This is a genomic window from Lepagella muris, assembly GCF_004793975.1.
In the GTDB taxonomy this organism is placed as follows: domain Bacteria; phylum Bacteroidota; class Bacteroidia; order Bacteroidales; family Muribaculaceae; genus Lepagella; species Lepagella muris.
Map to the genome: position 1 here is coordinate 39,673 of NZ_SRYB01000018.1, position 19,112 is coordinate 58,784.

Annotated in this window: 17 protein-coding genes; 7 read left to right on the forward strand and 10 right to left on the reverse strand. The window is 49.6% G+C overall.

Translation table 11 applies throughout. The annotated features are described in order from the left end of the window. Positions 1-8: 8 nt before the first annotated feature. The 3 genes from E5331_RS12280 to E5331_RS12290 are packed head-to-tail and all read right to left on the reverse strand — an operon-like array spanning position 9 to position 3,449. Positions 9-1,286: a sensor histidine kinase gene (locus E5331_RS12280; RefSeq protein WP_135985189.1), complete on the reverse strand. Its 1,278-nt coding sequence runs from the start codon at positions 1,284-1,286 to the stop codon at positions 9-11. Then, positions 1,286-2,608, reverse strand: coding sequence for a sigma-54-dependent transcriptional regulator (locus tag E5331_RS12285; RefSeq protein ID WP_135985213.1), 1,323 nt, complete (start codon positions 2,606-2,608; stop codon positions 1,286-1,288). The genes E5331_RS12280 and E5331_RS12285 overlap by 1 nt, the downstream gene beginning before the upstream one ends. Before the next feature lie 22 nt (positions 2,609-2,630). Beyond that, positions 2,631-3,449 (reverse strand): alpha/beta hydrolase, encoded by an 819-nt coding sequence (locus tag E5331_RS12290; RefSeq protein WP_135985187.1) that lies wholly within the window; start codon positions 3,447-3,449, stop codon positions 2,631-2,633. A 180-nt stretch (positions 3,450-3,629) separates the two neighbouring features. Here E5331_RS12290 and E5331_RS12295 point away from each other — a divergent pair, with 180 nt between their 5' ends. Continuing rightward, the gene (locus E5331_RS12295) at positions 3,630-5,945 is read left to right on the forward strand and encodes a biotin/lipoyl-containing protein (RefSeq protein ID WP_135985185.1); all 2,316 of its coding nucleotides are present in this window, start codon (positions 3,630-3,632) and stop codon (positions 5,943-5,945) included. 231 nt (positions 5,946-6,176) lie between these two features. Here the strand turns inward: E5331_RS12295 and E5331_RS12300 are convergent, their stop codons facing one another. Further along, positions 6,177-7,178, reverse strand: a complete 1,002-nt coding sequence (locus E5331_RS12300; RefSeq protein WP_135985183.1) for a malate dehydrogenase — start codon at positions 7,176-7,178, stop codon at positions 6,177-6,179. Between the two features lie 122 nt (positions 7,179-7,300). On the opposite strand from E5331_RS12300, the gene E5331_RS12305 reads away from it, so the two are divergent. The 4 genes from E5331_RS12305 to E5331_RS12320 all read left to right on the forward strand — a co-directional run bounded on the left by E5331_RS12305 (position 7,301) and on the right by E5331_RS12320 (position 9,929). Beyond that, complete coding sequence (locus E5331_RS12305) at positions 7,301-7,627, forward strand: hypothetical protein (protein WP_135985181.1); 327 nt, start codon at positions 7,301-7,303, stop codon at positions 7,625-7,627. Positions 7,628-7,641: 14 nt separating this feature from the next. After that, positions 7,642-8,388, forward strand: a complete 747-nt coding sequence (locus E5331_RS12310) for a DUF3108 domain-containing protein (protein ID WP_135985179.1) — start codon at positions 7,642-7,644, stop codon at positions 8,386-8,388. 187 nt (positions 8,389-8,575) lie between these two features. Beyond that, positions 8,576-9,253, forward strand: coding sequence for an SIMPL domain-containing protein (locus E5331_RS12315; protein WP_135985177.1), 678 nt, complete (start codon positions 8,576-8,578; stop codon positions 9,251-9,253). Between the two features lie 175 nt (positions 9,254-9,428). After that, positions 9,429-9,929 carry a copper resistance protein NlpE N-terminal domain-containing protein gene (locus E5331_RS12320; protein ID WP_168355225.1) on the forward strand — a complete coding sequence of 167 codons (501 nt, stop codon included), beginning with the start codon at positions 9,429-9,431 and terminating at the stop codon, positions 9,927-9,929. Positions 9,930-10,038: 109 nt separating this feature from the next. Here E5331_RS12320 and E5331_RS12325 read toward each other — a convergent pair whose 3' ends face one another. The 6 genes from E5331_RS12325 to E5331_RS12350 all read right to left on the reverse strand — a co-directional run bounded on the left by E5331_RS12325 (position 10,039) and on the right by E5331_RS12350 (position 17,038). Next, the gene (locus E5331_RS12325) at positions 10,039-10,851 is read right to left on the reverse strand and encodes an SDR family oxidoreductase (RefSeq protein ID WP_123482373.1); all 813 of its coding nucleotides are present in this window, start codon (positions 10,849-10,851) and stop codon (positions 10,039-10,041) included. A gap of 116 nt (positions 10,852-10,967) precedes the next feature. Beyond that, a complete protein-coding gene (gene uxuA, locus E5331_RS12330; protein WP_135985175.1) occupies positions 10,968-12,128 on the reverse strand; it encodes a mannonate dehydratase in 1,161 nt (386 codons plus the stop codon). Positions 12,129-12,132: 4 nt separating this feature from the next. Next, positions 12,133-13,533 (reverse strand): glucuronate isomerase, encoded by a 1,401-nt coding sequence (uxaC, locus tag E5331_RS12335; RefSeq protein ID WP_123482371.1) that lies wholly within the window; start codon positions 13,531-13,533, stop codon positions 12,133-12,135. A gap of 144 nt (positions 13,534-13,677) precedes the next feature. Then, positions 13,678-15,138 (reverse strand): MFS transporter, encoded by a 1,461-nt coding sequence (locus E5331_RS12340; RefSeq protein WP_169477671.1) that lies wholly within the window; start codon positions 15,136-15,138, stop codon positions 13,678-13,680. Positions 15,139-15,255: 117 nt separating this feature from the next. Further along, a complete protein-coding gene (locus tag E5331_RS12345; protein WP_123482370.1) occupies positions 15,256-15,915 on the reverse strand; it encodes a bifunctional 4-hydroxy-2-oxoglutarate aldolase/2-dehydro-3-deoxy-phosphogluconate aldolase in 660 nt (219 codons plus the stop codon). A 100-nt stretch (positions 15,916-16,015) separates the two neighbouring features. Continuing rightward, complete coding sequence (locus E5331_RS12350) at positions 16,016-17,038, reverse strand: sugar kinase (protein ID WP_123482369.1); 1,023 nt, start codon at positions 17,036-17,038, stop codon at positions 16,016-16,018. Positions 17,039-17,366: 328 nt separating this feature from the next. Here E5331_RS12350 and E5331_RS12355 point away from each other — a divergent pair, with 328 nt between their 5' ends. Next, a complete protein-coding gene (locus E5331_RS12355) occupies positions 17,367-17,876 on the forward strand; it encodes an NUDIX hydrolase (protein WP_123482368.1) in 510 nt (169 codons plus the stop codon). A gap of 15 nt (positions 17,877-17,891) precedes the next feature. After that, entirely contained in the window at positions 17,892-19,112 is a 1,221-nt protein-coding gene (locus tag E5331_RS12360) for a multidrug effflux MFS transporter (protein WP_275441198.1), read from the forward strand.

Below are 19,112 nucleotides of genomic sequence, written 5' to 3' on the forward strand. Positions count from 1 at the left end.
TCTCTTTTTCATTCAAATTCAATATGAAAATGGGTTATCCCGTCGGTATCTGTCTTCAGGGAGAATTGCGCGTTATGCCGGTTTAGAATCTCACTGATGAGAGTGAGACCTAACCCGCGCCCGTCGCGTTTAGTGGTGAAAAACGGACTGAAAAGCATGTGGCTAACTTCATCCGTGATAGGCATACCGTCGTTTGATATGTCGAGCCATACCGAATTGTCGAGTATGCCGGTGGATATGATGATGTGACCGTCGCCCGTTATACTCTCCACGGCATTCTTCACAATATTCACCACCACCTGCTGAATCAGGGATATGTCGATGCTTACTTTCCTGCTGATATCTCCGGGGGAATAGTCTAATGATACGGTCTCCGGAATCATCCCTTTCAGGAAGGGGAGCATAGCGGAAAGGGTATCATTAAGGTCGGCATCCTGTCTGACCGGAGCAGGCACTTTCACCACTTGTGCGTAGGAGCTGATAAACTCACACAACCTATCGCATCGGTCGTCGCAACTTTCTATCACCTCACTCAACTCGTCGTCATCGGCAGTGTCATGCAGGAGCTCGAGCACAGATTTCACTCCACCCATAGTATTGTTGACCTCATGCGACATGGTGCGTATCACCTTCTCATACGCCGCACGTTCGGCTTTCATCATCTCCTCCGTGAGGCTTTCAAGAAGGAAGAAACGCCGTTTGAATCCTGACTGCATGAAGCTGAGATGATAGCAGCGGTATCGTCTGATGTCGCCACGACGTATGATGCGACTCTCGCCGAGTGGCACCGCCGATATTTTCGCGGCAAGGTCGGTGGGCAGATCTTCCGGATACCTCCCCAAGGCATCCTGTTCACCCTTTATGCCGGTGATACGGCATAAAGAATTGTTGATCATGACGATCTTCCCGTCGAAATCAAGCATCATCACCCCCATCGGGGAGGAGTCGATGAGCAGACGCAGGAAACTGTCTTGCTCCAGATTGCGGAGTCGTTCAAGGCGCAGTTTGTCGATGAGGGAATTGAATAATGTCACTATCTTATCGGCATTATATTCTCCCACGGGGGTGAGCCGGTTGTTGAAATCCTGAGCCGAGATCAGTTCCATACCCCTTATCACGGTGTCGTGAGGCTTGATAATGCTCCGGAAAAGCATTATCAGCGACAGTATTGCCATCGCGTATGCCACGTATATCCAAGGATAGTCGGGCACGTGGAATATACTTGCCAGCCCTATTATCGCGACTATACACAATGCCAGTAATATGAACCAGAACTTGGATTTCATCACTTCATGTTATATTTGTCCATGCGTCGGTAGAGGGTCTGTCGGGTTATGCCGAGTATTCTCGCCGCCTGTGTCAGATTCCCGTCCGCCTTATCGAGAGCCTCCTCAATGGCAATACGTTCCATATCGTTGAGAGTGCCGGAGGGGCGTATCTCCTCCACTGCGGTGGCACTTCCGTCGACAGATGCGAAGATATCTTTCCCCAACCGCTGGCCGCCGATAAGCACCGCCCGCTCCACCATATTCTTCAGTTGCCTGATATTGCCGGGATAGGGTAGACGTGTGAGAAATTCCATTGCTTCAGGCGTGATTTCCGGCACGTCGATTGAGAGGGATGCGGCGGAATCCTCCATGAAACGCCTTACGAGCAGAGGAATGTCGTCACGCCGTTCCCTCAGTGCAGGGAGATGCAGTGTGATGAGGTTGATGCGGTAGAAAAGGTCTTCGCGGAAAGTGCGTTGAGCCACCATCTCGTTTAGGTTGGCGTTGGTGGCGCATATCACTCGGATATCCACCTTCTTGGGACGGCTCTCGCCGAGTGGCTCGAAGGTGTGTTGCTGAAGCACCCGCAGCAGCTTCACCTGGCAACTCATGTCGAGATCGCCGATCTCATCCAGGAAGATTGTGCCTTTGTCGGCAGTCTCGAAGCGACCTTTCCGTGCGGTGACGGCTCCGGTGAATGCCCCTTTTGCATGCCCGAACATCTCACTCTCAAAGAGCGATTGAGATATGCCTCCGAGATTCACCATGACGAATGGCGCTGATTTCCTTTGACTGTTGATGTGTATGGCATTGGCGATCATCTCCTTGCCGGTGCCGTTCTCACCGAGGATAAGCACCGGGGCATCGGTCGGGGCGATACGTTCGACGGTGGCGAGGAGTTCGAGCATACTCTTGTTATTGCCGATTATTCCACCTCTGTCAAACGTGCTGACCGCCGTTTCCTCCTGCAAACTGTTGAGGTTAAGAGCGGTCTCTATGCGCTGAAGCAGCACCTGATTGCTCCACGGCTTTGTGATGAAATCGTATGCGCCCGCCTTCATCCCCTCCACGGCAAGCTCGATGCTTCCCCACGCGGTTATGAGTATCACGGGAGTGTCGGGCTGGAATATCTTGGTCTTCATCAGCAGCTCTATGCCTTCCCTGCCGGAAGTGCCTCTGGAATAGTTCATATCCATGAGAATCAGACCATATTCGTTACTCCTGATCTTTGCAATAGCCTCGTCAGGATTCTCCGCATAATCCACTGCATGACCTGCCCTTTTCAGAAGCAGCCCTACAGATAGTCTTACTGACTTGTCATCATCAACGATAAGAATCATGTCGGTCATTGGTTTACGTCGGTCATTGATTTTTCTTCCTGTCGGAGAGAATGCGTGAGATTTCATTCCGGAGAATGTGGTGGGCAGGGGCAGCCATGTCGCCGTGGTTATATCCGTCGAGCTTATATATCTTCACGTCGGGATGACCCGCGAGCTTCATCATCCGCCACATATAAAGGTTCTCCTCATATCGTCCGTATAGTTCCTGCTCGGCATCTCCGGTGATTATGATGTAGGGAGGGCAATCCTTACGGACGTGGAAGAGTGGTGCATGGTCGTCGACGTATGGGGTGAGTTCGCCTATCCCCTTGCTCTTCCTGTCGGAGAAATGAGTAATCACCTGTCCGCTGTAAGGTATCAGCCCGGCTATGGAATCGGCGTCAATGCCATACTTGTCGAGCCATTTCTTGTCGAGTCCGATCATGCTTGTCAGATATCCGCCTGCGGAGTGTCCCGTCACAAATATTTTCGAGGGGTCGCCACCATATTTCTCTATATTCCTGAAAGTCCACGCCACGGCTTCAGCGGCATCGTCAATGCATTGCTCTACGTCTACTTCCGGTATCAGCCGATAGTTTGGAGCCACCACGACGTATCCTCTCTCCGTCAGCTCGGCGGGCACGAATTTATTGCCGCCGGTCAGTCCTCCGCCATGAAACCATACGATGACAGGCATATCCTTTACATTCCTGTCATGATGGACGTCGAGCGAAAGACGCTTCCGGGAATAATCGTCATTCTTGGAAGAATAATGAATGTCGGGGTCTGTGGAATATGTGCTTTCCGCAGATATTGATATGCAAATCAGGAGAGAAAGGATTGAAGTTAAAAGAAATCTCATATTTTTATAAAGAAAATTATTGGCAAATATAAGAAAAAACAGAAGATGAACGAAATAAAGGGGGCAAAAAAGAGAATTTAAAGGCAAGAATAGAAATCTTTTGCGGAAAAATTTCCGTAATTAGGATTTTATAGTTAATTTTGGCAAAAATCTATAAACGCCAGATTTAAACAAAACACCATGGCAAGGAAACTTCAAATAAGAGACCTGACTATGCGTGACGGTCAGCAATCGCTGTTCGCGACCCGCATGAAGCAGGAAAACGTTGACAAACTTCTCCCTCTCTACAAAGAGGCAAAGTTTTACATTATGGAAGTGTGGGGTGGCGCAGTGCCCGATTCAGTGATGCGCTATCTTGGAGAAAGCCCCTGGGATCGCCTCCGTTCCTGCTCAAAGGAGATGAAAGGCATTTCATTGCTGTCCGCCCTTTCCAGAGGTAGAAATCTCTTCGGCTATGTGCCGTATCCCGACACAGTGCTTGAAGGGTTCTATAAGAAAGCTATAGAGAACGGATTGAACGTGATGCGTATCTTTGATGCGCTCAACGACCTTGACAATATCAAGAGTTCAATCAAGATGATTAATGAGTTCGACGGTCTTAACGGCAACGTTGCGATCGCCGATACGGCAGTATGTTATACCATCGACCCGAAGGGCACTCCGGAAGAGGAGAAGATCTTTACCGATGACTATTTCGTCAACAAGGCGGTGGAGATGGAGAAACTCGGCGCGAAGATGGTGACGCTGAAGGATATGGCAGGTCTTGTCAATCCGTCGCGTATCTTCACCCTCATGCCGAAGCTGAAGAAGGCTCTGAGTGTGCCCGTTGATTTCCACACCCATTGCACTCCGGGCTATGGTCTTGCATCCGTGCTCACGGCAATCATTCAGGGAGTGGATATCGTCGATACCAATATATGGTGGTTTGGCGGTGGCTCAGCAGCTCCCGCTATCGAGCTTATCGACATCTTCTGTAAGAAACTCGGCATCGAGCTTGAGGTGAATATGGAGGCAGTTGCCAAGATACGCCACGAGTTGAAGAATGCACGTAAGGCACTTGCCGATTTCGACCTTAATAAGGATAAATGGCAGCGCGACTTCGATGAGGCATTTGCAGAGATGCCCGCCGAGATTGATGCAGAGTTTGACCGTGCTATCGAGGCAGCCAAGGCAAACAAGGAGGAGGAACTTCTCGATGCCTGCCATAAGATCGAGGCATATTTCGGTTTCCCGAAGCCCAATGAGATTGTCAAGAATGCGGAGGTGCCGGGTGGCATGTACTCCAACATGGTTGCCAACCTTCGTGCGCTTAAAGCCGAGGACGTGCTTGAAGAGGCAATGGCACTCATCCCGAAGGTGCGTCGCGATGCAGGTCTTGTGCCGCTTGTGACCCCGACGAGCCAGATTGTAGGTTCTCAGGCAGTGTCTCTCGCTATGGATCGTCGCGCAGGCAAGCCCGACTATTCCAACAAGAGCAACCAGTTCATCTCTCTTGTGAAGGGTGAATACGGCAACACTCCCGTTGCAGTCGATCCCAAATTCCGTGAGCAGATTACTGGCAGCCCGGAGGAGAAACCGTATGACGTATCCTCTTATAGGTCACCGGAGAACCCCGTTCTCGATCAGTTTGGTGGTGTGAAACTTGCTGCCAATGAGGAGGAGGAATTGCTTCTCGCATTGCTTCCGGCAGTGGCAAAGACGTATCTCACCAACAAGCGTAAGGCAGAGCATGCCAGCAGCACACCTCAGGCTCAGGCTGCCAAGAAGGGCGCGTCGGGAGAAGTGACCGGACCGGTATTCTCCGCACCGATGGGCGGCACGATCATGAGCATCAAGGTTAAGCCGGGCGATACAGTTAAGCCGGGCGATACGGTGATCGTATATGAGGCAATGAAGATGGAGAATGATCTTGCCTGCGATATGGGCGGTGTTGTAAAACAGGTGCTCGTGTCGGAAGGTGATGTCATGGCTACCAATCAGCCTCTCATTGAGTTTGCAGGCGAAGGTGGTGCAGCCGAAGCTCCGGCAGCTGGCGGCGCGGTAATGGTGGCACCGATGGGTGGCACGGTTCTGTCGTTCAAGGTTAAGGCAGGCGATTCCGTTAAGGCAGGCGACACTCTCCTGATTTATGAGGCAATGAAGATGGAGAATAATCTCGTGGCTGACCGCGATGGCGTGGTTGCTAAACTGCTTATCGGCGAAGGCGACGTCATGGCTACCAATCAGCCGATCATCCAATTTGCCGGCGGTGCGGCAGCCGCTCCGAAGTCAGGCAAGGTGATAAAGACGGTAGGAGCCGACGGCAACTACAAGGTGGATCCCGTAGCCGGATACGACATCAACAAGGCATTGCATCCGGTGGAGGGTGGCACAGGCAAGGCTCCCGCAGCATTGCGCACCCGCACCAAGGAGACCGCAACAATTGAAGTGGCTCCGGGCAAGTCGATAGAGATAACCGTGCTTCCTGACGGCACCGTAGACGTAAATATGAAATAAAGCTCTTGCCGGAATCGGCTTGATGCAACATTATAAGAAACGGGCGACCTCATTCAGAGGCCGCCCGTTTCGGCATTTGTTTCATTAAAAGTCAGGATTGATTTTAATAAAAACAGGGTAAATAAAGATTGTCGGTAATGACAATAATGACAAATTGACAATAATGACAATAATGACAATAATGACAATATTGTCATTATTGACAAATTGATAAGCTGATAATAAGTCGGATTATTTTATATTCGGATTGAGCTTGTTCCACTCGGAGATGGGAGGCAGGACGCCCATCTCGATCACTTCGTCGCGGAGCTTGCAGAGATGCTCGTAGCTCTTCTCCAACTCGGCTTCCTCTTTAGGAGTGCCTTTTACAGGCTGTACGGTCACGCCGTTCTTGTCGACGGTAGTCTCCATTGCCATCATGATATGGCTGAACTTGTCATTGTCAACGTATGTGCCGACAGGCCAACGAAACGGTTTGCCACCCATTGCGGCTGCAATCATCTCGATAGATAGATATGCCGGGCTCTGGAATGATGAACGTCCGCGAAGGTCGATGATGTTCTTGCCACCCTGTATCACTCTCACCTTCATCTTCTCCCATTCATCCTCGGGAAGCTCCTCAGTGCCGATTATCTCGGTGAGCTTCTTTCCGTTGACGGAAGTGGTGGATGCGAATACTGCCATCTGCTCGCCGTGACCGCCGTATGTCCTTGAATTTACGACAGTGTCAGGACTGATCTTGAAATACTTTGCAAGTTCGTTGCGCAGACGTGTGCTGTCGAGGGCAGCGAGAGTGGATACCTGAGAGGGTTTAAGACCGGAGTAAAGCAGAGTGATAAGACCCGTGATATCAGCAGGATTGAAGATTACGACCACGTGCTTTACGTCGGGACAATATTTCTTCACATTCTTGCCAAATTCCTCGGCGATGAGCGCATTGCCCTTCAGAAGATCCTCACGTGTCATGCCAGCCTTACGTGCGGCACCGCCTGAAGAGACGATATATGCAGCACCCTTGAAGGCTTCCTCCACATCGTTGGTATAGGTGATGTTTACACCCTCGAAGCCGCATTGAAGCAGCTCCTCAGCCACGCCCGTCAGTGCGGGCAAGTACGGATCGTAAAGACAGATGTTGGGTGTGAGTCCCATCATTATGGCAGTCTGGGCCATGTTGGAGCCGATCATTCCTGCGGCACCTACGATCAAAAGTTTGTCGTTTGATAAAAATTCCATTGTAACAGAAAATTTTAATAGTTCGTTTTTTTACGTTCTGTCATTAACTTCATGCGTAGGCTCTGTCATCCATCATAGGAAGATGGAGCCATGCATTTTGTAGCCTTTATAAATAATAACAGATGGCATTGGAAAAAGGTGATGGAAAAGATTCAATTTATACAAATTTAACCGTTCAACCTGCCGAAGAATCCGATTTTTTGGAAAATTGTATGGAATTTTGTAACTTTACGTTTGATTTTGAAAGATGCGATATTAGATTCGATATTAAGATTGTGACAGCTTGCGCGGTAGAAATAAATAATTGCTTCTTTCGCGAAAACAAGTATCTTTTGCCGATTTGGATAAATTACGGTGGAGAAAAAAAAAAGGTTGGTCTCAACAAAGGGCAATTCAGGTTGTTGGATAAGTATGAATGGAGTTTAGACAACTTCAATAATTTAATTTAAAAACTTGATATGCTATGAAGAGAGTCATATTGCTTCTTGCGCTAATGTTTTCGCTGTTTGCAGCACATGCGCAGGTGAATATTCCGCGACAGGAATTGAGGTATAACGCTCATTACCATTGGGGAATGGTAGACGTGATGATAGGTCATGGTGTGGTTACTATGGAATGCCGCGACAATCGGTTTAAAGCTACAATTGACGGCAACAGCATACCGTGGGAAGGGAGAGTGTTCTGTATCTCCGACACGCTGCATACCATAATGAGCCCCACTTCGGGATTGAGTAAGGAGACAGTGACCTACGAGAACGGATGGTATCTGAAGCCGAAAGTGACGGAATATCGTTCCGGAAATTTTGTGCCGTCAGATCCTGCGAATTATAAGAATATCAAGGGTGGTGGAGAACTTGATGCGAGTGCCAACACGATGGAGGCGATTCATATAATGGGGGATATGCTCGGGATGTTCTATTATTCTCATGAGATAGATTTCGAGAGCATGAAACCGGGAAGCACATTGACCATTCCTATAGCCGTGGAAGGGAGTAATCCGGAGAAGGTAGTGGTCACCTACAAAGGGAAATCGCAATATAAGATAGAGGGGATGACCTATCCCTCCTACAATATCCAGTTTGAATACAGCTACCGTGGGGTAATGAGCGGTTATCAGATAAATGCCGAGATAGGAGTCAACGACCGTATCCCGTTGCTTATTAGCGCGAACCTTCCTATCGGACACGTCCAGATGATTTATAATCCATAATTCGCATGCTCGTCATAATCATCATAATCGCCGCAAATTTGCGGCGATTATTTTGTTTTTTTCACCGCAAAGAATTAATTTTACAGATTTAAGTAGATGAAGTTTAGACAACTTCAATAATTTCAATCGAAAGTTATTACCTTCTCCCAAATTAATTGATTTAAATGTCACTTTATATAAATTTATTATGGTAATTAGCAGATATTTTGTTGTTTTGGTGATGGTGGCGGCGGGGGTGCTGCCGGGATTTGCGCAGCAGACGGCTCCGCAGGTGGAGGTGAGTGGCACTGCGTCGATCAATGTGGTGCCTGACCGGATTACGCTGGAGATCGGAATCGAGGAGTATTTCCGACAGGAGGGTGCGGATAGCGTGAAGGTGAGTCTCCGCATGATTGAGGATATGGTGAGGAGGACGCTGACGGATGCCGGTGTGCCGGATTCGCAGGTGACGGTGGCGGATGTGGGTAATTATTTCGACAGGCGGTTTTCAGATAAGTTCCGTATGGCGAAACGATTGTCGGCGGTGCTGACCGATTTTTCCCAGCTTGATAAGATTGCGGAGAATCTGCCGGAGAATGGTGTGACAAGTTTCAGCATCACGAAACTTGACAACAGCGACATGGCAAGATACAACAGGGAGGGTCTGAAAGCAGCTCTTGATGCCGCAAGAAGTAAGGCGGAATTTATCGCGGAGAATGAAGGGTTGTCAGGATTGTCGGTATTGAAAGTGGAGGAGACCTCTCCGGGATATGCCGTGCCTCAGGCATTCAGCAATATCGCTTATAGCGGTGGGTCCGGTATGGAGAATATGCGTAGGATCGAACGCCAGTATAGCGTTAAAGTGACCTACTTATTCCGTAAATGAGGGTATTGAAGTTGTCTGAACTTATTCCGAAAGGTTAGATTCATTACGAACAAATACAGTCGTTTTGATGTTTGTCATTAAGAGGTAGGATAGAATATGCTGAGATTTAAGCAATTTCATTCAAGTTCGGATTACTTCGGATAACGTCTTGTGTATTTAATTAAAATTGATGGATATGAAAAAAGGATTCTTATATGTAGCGATGTTTTCGGCGTTGTTGATGGGCGCATGTTCGCAGAATGGAAAGAATTGTGCAACCGGTGCCGCTTGCGGAAATGACAACGATAAAGTGTATACCGGTTTGCTTCCGGCAGCAGATGCAGCAGGGGTGAGATATGTACTCCGCCTTGATTATGATGATGATCACGGATATACATCTGGTGATTATGATCTTGTGGAAGTGTATGTGCAGAATGATTCGACGAAAGCTTCCGGTTTCCGTGACGCAGCAAGTTTCAAGTCGGAGGGTGATTTTACGGTTATCTCCGGTCAGGGTGCCGACAGCAATAAGAAGTATCTGAAATTAGTGAAGGATAATCGAGATTCATCCGCAGGTTCGGTTGATGGTCCGCTCTATTTCCTTGTGGATTCCGATTCTACACTGGTTATGGTCAACGATCAGCTTCAGCCGTCGGAGACTCCTGGTCTTAACTACACACTGACTTTGGTGAAGTGACAGACAATCAGAAAATTACGTAAATAATAGTTGGGATAATAACCAAGAATGACCGCGACCGAGATGATTAAATCATTTCGGTCGCGGTCATTATATGTTACAGCGTATATTACAGCACGAAGGCGTTGAAACCGCCGTCAACCACGGCAACGGTGCCGGTCACGAATGAGGAGGCATCGCTGATGAGATATTGGATTGTGCCGCACAGTTCTTCCGGTTTGCCGAAACGCTTGAACGGGGTCTGACGTATCACGTCGGCACCACGCTCAGTGAGAGAGCCGTCTTCGTTGGTGAGGAGCGCACGGTTCTGATTGGTGATGAAGAACCCGGGGGCAATGGCATTGACGCGAATCTCAGGAGTGAATTTCTTAGCCACCTCATTAGCCATGAACTCTGTGAAGTTGCTTATGCCGGCTTTTGCAGCTGAATATCCCATCACTCTTGTCATAGGGCGGAAAGCTGCCATAGATGAGAAATTGACGATCGCGCCTTTTCCTACCTCTACCATCGGGCGCAGGAAAATCTGCGTGGGTAGCACTGTTCCGGTGAGGTTGACGTTGAGTACTTTCTGGAAAGCCTCAATGTCGAGGTCAAAGAATGTGTTGCCGGGGGGTATTGTAGCACCCGGCATATTCCCTCCGGCAGCGTTGAGGAGCGCGTCGATACGACCGTACTTAGCCATAATCTCATCGCAATTCTGCTGAAGCATCTCCGCGTTAAGCACGTCAGTGGAGAGGAACATCGCTTCACCACCGGCTTCGATGATCTCATTCACAATCTTCTCGCCCTCATCCTTTCGGCGTCCTAATATTACTACTTTTGCACCCTCTTTTGCGAGATATGCGCTTATGCAGGCTCCGAGCACTCCGGTGCCGCCGGTGATTACCACCACTTTATCTTTGACTGAAAATAATTCGTTCATTTTGGGGTTGGGGTTTTGATGTCATTTTGGTCATTTTGGGTCAATAATGTCAATATTGTCAATATTGACATTAAGGTCATTAAGGACATTAAGGTCAGAATTGACAGTAATGATTTTTACTCTGTTGCGACTGTTGCCATTACTCCGGCGATCTCGCCGAGGGCGAGCATGCGTCCGTGGAAGGAGTAGCCGGCATTGTAGCCCATCTTCTCATCTCCGAGCATGAGGGGGGCGTGGTCAACGCGCATCGGGACTCCGGGGCGCGCTTTCTCGAATGTGCGGACAATCTCGATGAGACGTGGGTCAAGGTGAGTCGCTTCCTTGAAGTCGCCGTTGGGAAGCACTCGGCAGATGCGGGCATGCACGAAATGGGTGCGGTCGGCATACTTCTTTGCGAGAGCCACCACATCGTTATGTGCTCCGGCACTCAGCGACCCGGCACAGAATGTCAAGCCGTTGTGTGGATTCGGCACGGCATCCAGAAACTTGCGGATGTCGTCGTCGCAGGTGACGATACGCGGGAGACCGAGTATCTGCAATGGAGGGTCGTCCGGATGCACGCACATGTCTATGCCATACTCATCGCATACGGGCATTATGGCATTGAGGAAATAAGCCATGTTGGCACGAAGTGTATTGGCATCAATCCCTTTGTAGAGAGCGAGGAGTTCGCGGAATTTGCCGACGGGATCAAGGTCGCCCTCCGAGATGTTGCCATTGACAAATCCCTGGGTCTTCACTATGATATTATCGACAAGGCGTTTCTCTCCATCCTTATCCATGCGCGGCTTCACCTCCTCATTCATTCTGCGGATAGTCTCTTCGTCATAGTCCTTCTCCGCCCCCTCACGCTTGAGGATGTGGATGTCGAAATATGCAAATTCCGCACGGTTGAAGTAGAGATTGGAGGTGCCGTCGGAATTCGGGTACTCCAGCTCGGTACGTGCCCAGTCGAGCACGGGCATGAAATTGTAACATATAGTCTTCACTCCCGCTTTACCGAGATTGGCAAGGCTCACCTTGTAGTTCTCGATAAGCGCGTCACGGTTCGGTCCGGCATATTTTATCTCCTCGCTTACGGGAAGACTCTCCACGACAGACCAACGCAGACCGTGCTCTTCGATATAATCCTTCATCTTCATCACCTCTTCCATGCTCCAAACCTCACCGTTGGGGATATGATGAAGCGCGGTGACGATACCCTCCACACCAATCTGGCGGAGCATGTCGAGCGTGATCGGGTCGTTGGGACCGAACCATCTCCAGGTCTTTTCCATTATCTTAGAATTTGAAATAGTTTTTAGTGTTGTAGTAGCAGATATCCTCCACCATCTTCCCGACTCTTTCGTATTCCTCCTCCGGAATCAGACCTTTCTCCAGGTCGTTGCCGAGCAGGTTGCACAGAACGCGACGGAAATACTCATGGCGAGGATAGGATAGGAATGAGCGAGAATCTGTCAACATACCTACGAAACGGCTCAGCAGTCCCTGCATAGAGAGGGCGTTCATCTGAGCCTCCATTCCGTAAAGCTGGTCGTTGAACCACCAACCTGAGCCCATCTGTATCTTTCCCGGTACAGACCCATCCTGGAAATTGGCAATCATAGCCGCTACCCATGTATTGTCGGCGGGATTGAGATTGTAGAGGATAGTCTTTGCAAGGCGGTTGTCGGAGTCAAGGGCATCAAGGAACCGGGCAATCGGTATGGCACAGCTGTAGTCGCCGATAGTGTCGAAACCGGTGTCGGGACCGAGACGGCGGAACATGCGCGAGTTGACGTTGCGCAATGGTCCGAAATGGAACTGTTGCACCCATCCCTTCTCATGATTCATTCGGCAGATTTCAAGTAGAATTGCAGTCTGTAGCTTTGTGATCTCTTCCTGCGAGAGAGCCATCCCGCCCCTTACCTTGGCAAAGAGGGTAGTCGCTTCCTCCTCCGTGCATTCCGCCCATGGGAATGAGCTGACGCCATGGTCAGCGACGTTACAGCCTTGCGATGCGAAGAAGTCATGACGGTTGCGGAGAGCTGCCAACAGATCGGGATAGGAGGCTATTGTCATTCCGGCGGCTTCCGCGAGACGGTCTACATATTCATTGTAGGCGATCGGGTTATCCACTGCCATAGCCTTGTCTGGACGCCAGGCTGGCAGCACTTTCACCTTGAAACCGCTTTCGCGTATCCGGCGGTGATATTCGAGGGAGTCGGCGGGGTCGTCAGTGGTGCATACCGCCTCCACGTTATATCTCTCCATCAGTCCTCTTGCGGAGAAACCGGGTTGCTTCAGCAGTTCGTTGCAGGCATCGTAGATTTCGCGGGCAGTGGATGGATTCAGCACCTTGTCGATACCGAAGGCGGTCTTCAGTTCGAGGTGGGTCCAATGATAGAGTGGATTGCGGAGGGTATATGGAAGAGTCTCCGCCCATTTCTGGAATTTCTCCCATGGATCGGCATCACCGGTGATGTATCGCTCATCAGTGCCGTTTGCTCGCATGGCACGCCATTTGTAGTGGTCGCCGCCGAGCCATAGCTCGGTGATGGAGGAGAATTGCTTATCATCTGCGATCTCCTTTGGGGAGAGGTGGCAGTGATAGTCGATTATAGGGAGGCTGGAGGCATGCTCGCGGTATAGTCGGCGGGCAGATTCTGTCTCCAAGAGGAAGTTTTCGTTGATGAAAGGCATTGTGATATTATTTATGATTTTTGGGGCTTTTGGCTGGGCTTTCGCTTTGGGGCTTGACTTGGCTTTCGCGCTTCGCGCTCACACCTGGATCAAAACTGCTATGTATTTTATGATCACATTTGAAGCTCTTTTCTCTCTGCTCTTTTATTTGAGGACTACGAGCTTGTATCTGGGGACGAGGAGCTTCATCATGATCCAGCTGAAGAGATAGGCTGATCCGGCTATGAGGAATACGATCATGTAGCCGGCATGTTTCCCTTCGTAGCCCATGAAGGATAGACCGGAGTTTTCGGCGTAGGTGAAGAGGAGACCTGCTCCATAGTTGGAGCAGAAGCTGCCGAGTCCGCTTGCGAGTCCGGCGGCACCAGTCACGGTGGCGACGACTGATTTCGGGAACATGTCGCTAACCACGTTGTAGACGTTGGCACTCCAGCTCTGATGTGCGGCACACATTATGCCGATTATAGCAACCGGAAACCACATCGAGATTCCGCCGAGTGGCATCACCGCCCAGCCGAGCAGGGGGAAGATGGCAAAGATGAGCATTGCTTTCATTCTTCCGGAATAGGGATTGAGTCGGTTGCGGTTGATGAAGAATGTCGGGAGGTAGCTTCCGGCAAGCGAGAGCATTGAGATCAGATAGATGGTGAATATGGCAAACATCCCCTCAGTGGAGGCTGTGGAGTAGCCGTAGACTTCGCTGATAAATGCCGGTGCCCAGAAAAGCAGGAACCACCATACGGAATCGGGGAGGAAACGTCCGAAGATCACAGCCCATGTCTGACGGAACGTGAATGCCTGAAGCAGACCCACCTTGGAATCCTCCTGAATCTTCACCTCTTTCTTCTCCGACACCCTCTCCATTGATGCTTCGGAATGAAGATCCTGTTCGATATATGCAAGCTCTGCCTGATTTACATGAGGATTCTTGCGAGGCTCTTTGTAGATGAACACCCAGAATCCCATCCAGATGAATCCGAGTATGCCGATTGCGAGGAATGCCATTTCCCAACCATAATATTTTGCAATGAGAGGGATGGTGAAGGGAGCCATTAGGGCACCGATCTGAGCTCCGGAATTGAAGATGCCTGTGGCGAAACCGCGGTCTTTCTTAGGGAAATATTCCGCCACCGCCTTTATCGAGGAGGGGAAGTTGCCCGCTTCACCGACTGATAGCACCACACGTGCGGCTATGAAAAGCCATACGCTGACCGTAGTGACCATCACGCCCACATCGGCAGCTTTCTGTGCGGCAAGAAGATTCTCACGAGCTGCGAGGAAGGAGGGATTCCAGTCGCCGGTGACTATGCCGTCGGTCAGCACTCCGCAGAAAGCGTGCATACATGCGCCTGCCGACCATATCCCGATAGCCCATAGATAGCCTCTTTTTGTGCCAACATAGTCGATGAATTTTCCGGCAAAGAGCATTGACACGGCATATACAATTGAGAATATGCCGGTAATCCTGCCGTAGTCGGCATCCGTCCAATTAAATTCCGGAGCTATAAAGTTTTTCCATGTCAGCGACAGCACCTGACGGTCGAGATAGTTGACCACGAGAGCCACAAAGAGCATGGCACATATTACCCAACGATAGTTGGTCATTTTTTCATTTCCGGGATATGAAGGGTTTTCCATGTTTAAAGAGTTTTGTTTCATGTTAGGGAGCGGAGAGGGCGTATGGGAGAAGAGGGGGAGCGGAGAGAGGAAGAGGATGAATGGTTATTTCTTGCAGAAGGAGAGTGCTTCCTTGCATTTGTCTGTGATTACATTCCAGTTGGCGGCAGCTATAGTCTCTTTCGGGAATAGCTTCGATCCCATTCCGACGGCGAAAACTCCGGCTTTAAACCAGGATGAAAGATTCTCCTCGGTAGGTTCCACACCGCCTGTCACCATGATCTTTGACCAAGGCATCGGGGCGAGTAAACCTTTCACCATCTTCGGACCGAGCACATCGCCGGGGAAGAGCTTGCACACGTCGCACCCAGCCTCCTGCGCGAATCCGATCTCGCTGATGCTTCCGCATCCAGGCACGTAAGGCACACCGCGACGGTTGCATATCTTTGCCACTTCGGGGTTGAAAAGCGGTCCCACCACGAAATCGGCACCAAGCTGCATGTAGAGAGCTGCGGTGGCAGGTTCAACAATCGAGCCTACGCCGAGAGCCATTTCCGGACATTCCTCCGCTACAAATTTGGAAACTTCCGCAAATACCTCATGTGCGAAGTCGCCACGGTTGGTAAATTCAAACAGGCGCACACCACCGTCGTAGCATGCCTTCACCACAGCCTTTGCCACTTCGGCATCTTTATGATAGAAGACAGGCACCATCGGTGCGGCTGCCATTTTATTGAGTACACTGAGTTTATTGTTTCTTGCCATTGTCAGGTAATTTTGATTCTTTGTTTAGTAAGATTTGTGATTCGTTTAATCAATAGTTGAATCAATATGAGTGGAATCAAATGATGGGAAATCCGAATAATCAGCGTTGCACTCTTCCGTTGGCACTACCTCCGGCGAGAGCCTTCACTTCATCTTCCGTCACGAGATTGAAGTCGCCCGGAATTGTCTGCTTTAGGGCAGAGGCGGCTACGGCAAATTCAAGAGCCTCACCCTGCGTAGGCATTGTGAGCAATCCGTGGATAAGACCTCCGGAGAAGGAGTCGCCTCCGCCTACGCGGTCAACGATGGGATTTATGTCGTAGCGTTTTGATTCATAAAATTCCTCGCCATTGAAGATCATGCCTTTCCAACCGTTGTGGGTGGCGGAGAAACTTTCGCGCAAAGTGGATACCACATACTTGAACCCGAATTGTTTTGCCATCTCACGGAATATATTCTTATAGCCCTCGGCATTGGTGTCGCCACCCTCTACGTCGGCATCCGGTTTGAATCCAAGGCAAAGCTCCGCATCCTCCTCATTACCGATGCACACATCCACGTACTGCATCAGCGGACGCATTACAGACTGAGCCTTCTCCTTTGTCCATAATTTCTTGCGGAAATTGAGGTCGACGCTGACCGTGACTCCGTGCCGTTTTGCCGCCTCACACGCCAGACGTGTCAATTCAGCCGCCTTGTCGCTGATAGCGGGGGTTATTCCGCTCCAATGGAACCAGTCGGCACCCTCCATAATCTTATCGAAATCGAAATCTTCGGGGTCGGCTTCAGCGATAGCAGATCCGGCTCTGTCGTATATCACTTTTGACGGACGCATTGACGCTCCGGTCTCGCAGTAGTAGATTCCGACGCGGTTTCCGCCACGTGCGATGAAATCGGTGTTCACACCATATCGGCGTAGGGCGTTGACGGCGGCTTGTCCGATTTCGTGTGTAGGCAATTTTGACACGAAGAAAGCCTCGTGTCCATAGTTGGCACAGCTGACAGCCACGTTGGCTTCGCCACCTCCCCAGATTACGCGGAACGAGTCAGACTGAATGAATCTGTCGTTGGCGGAAGGAGACAGGCGCAGCATGATCTCCCCTAAGGTAATAATTTTGCTCATAATGTCAGTTCATTTAGATAGGAAACTGTATTATCCCAAGGTTGGTTTAGGTTGTTTAGGTTACGGAATAATACTCTTTCCACAATGCAAATTTATATATAAAAAAGCAAATAAAGGAATGCTAAAAAGTCAATTTTACAAATATGAAAGAAAATAATACGTATTTGGATGAAATTTGTCTTAATATGTTACGTTTCTTAAGTATCAAAAAATTATTCAACATTTTTAATTTGTTGAGACTCCATTGCACGATTTCCACAGATTGGAGTTTTATACTCAATCTTATAAAAAATATAGACTAATAAAAAAATATATAGGATTCTGAATTATGAAGAAAGATAATTTGGAAGAGGTTTTTCCGATAGTTGATGAAGAGGGCAACGTGGTCGGTAAGGCTTCGAGAAAGGAATGTCATGATGGTTCGAAACTATTGCATCCGGTGGTGCATCTCCACGTCTTTGACAAGGACGGTAGACTGTATCTCCAGCGTCGTCCCGATTGGAAGGATATCCAGCCAGGTAAATGGGATACTGCTGTAGGCGGCCACGTGGATTATGGTGAGGATGTGGAGACCGCCCTCCGTCGAGAGGCGGCTGAGGAGCTTGGTCTGATGGATTTCCAACCGACAGCGTTGCGCAGATACGTGTTTGAATCTTCTCGCGAACGAGAGCTTGTCAATTCATTCAGCACGGAGATCGACTACCTTCCCATACCGTCGGATGAACTTGACGGAGGACGGTTCTGGAGCAGGGAGGAGATTCTGGAGAATATGGAGAAAGGGGTGTTCACTCCAAATTTTGAACAGGAATATATGTCGTTGTTTGGAGCGGGAAAATGATCTATTATCCGGGAAATGACAGAAAAAAGAGGAATTATGACTCCTGACAGTAAGAGGATTCAGATGGATAGTGAGAGTAATCAGATAGGGAAACGTTACTTCCTTTTCCTGATAATATTTTTAGGTGCACTTTCAGCCTTCGGACCGTTTATCACCGATTTCTATCTGCCGACATTGCCATCAATGACGTCAGTGTTTAATACTTCGGAGTCGATGGTTCAGCTTGGATTGACCACGAGCCTTGTAGGTATTGCAATCGGTCAGGTCTTTTTTGGTCCGATCAGCGACAAATATGGCAGGAAGCATATCATGATAATGTCGCTGATATTGTTTGTGGCGGCTACGTTGGGATGTATCTGGTCGCCGACGATAGAGGTGTTCAACGTGTTCCGTTTCCTGCAAGGATTGGGAGGATCGGGAAGTATTGTCATGTCGCGTTCAGTAGCCACGGATTGCTATAGAGGCAGGGAACTTGCAAAGATTCTTGCCATAGTTGGTGCCATCAATGGCGTTGCGCCTGTCGTGGCTCCCGTCACGGGTGGTCTTGTCTCGCGGTCGATAGGGTGGCAGGGTATCTTCTGGATATTATTTGCAATTGGAGTGGTGTTGCTCGGTATGTGCTCATTATTCAGGGAGTCGCTGAAGATGGAGGATCGGGCAACGTGTCCGGTGTGGAAGACAGCGGGAGGATTTCTCCGCATATTGAGGATTCCGGATTTCCGTCGCTACGTGTTGATATATTCGTTTGCTTACGGAGCATTATTCGCATATATCTCGTCTGCCTCCTTTATAGTGCAGGAGCATTTCGGCTATTCCGAACTTCAGTTCTCTGTCACGTTTGCGGTCAACGCCACAGGTATCGGTATAGGTTCGGGACTCGCCATGCGATTCCGGAAAATGGAGAATGCCGCCTTATTCAGCACGGGAGGCATGACTACGTTTGCAATCATGCTTCTTGCGATGGGTTTTATGGTTGACTCGTTCCTTGTATATGAGGGGTTGACCTTCCTTATGCTGTTTTGTCTTGGCTTTATCTTTCCGTCGGTTTCCGCCCTCGGCATGGAGGCAGGGCGTTCGGCGGCTGGAGCCGCCTCTGCACTGCTCGGAGCCGGAGGCTTTATATTCGGCGGACTCGTCTCACCCTTGGTCGGTATAGGCGATCTGATACTGTCAACTAATCTTCTCCTCGTAGCCTGCTCGTTAGCGGCATTGCTCCTCTGTCTCCGCCGCCGCTAA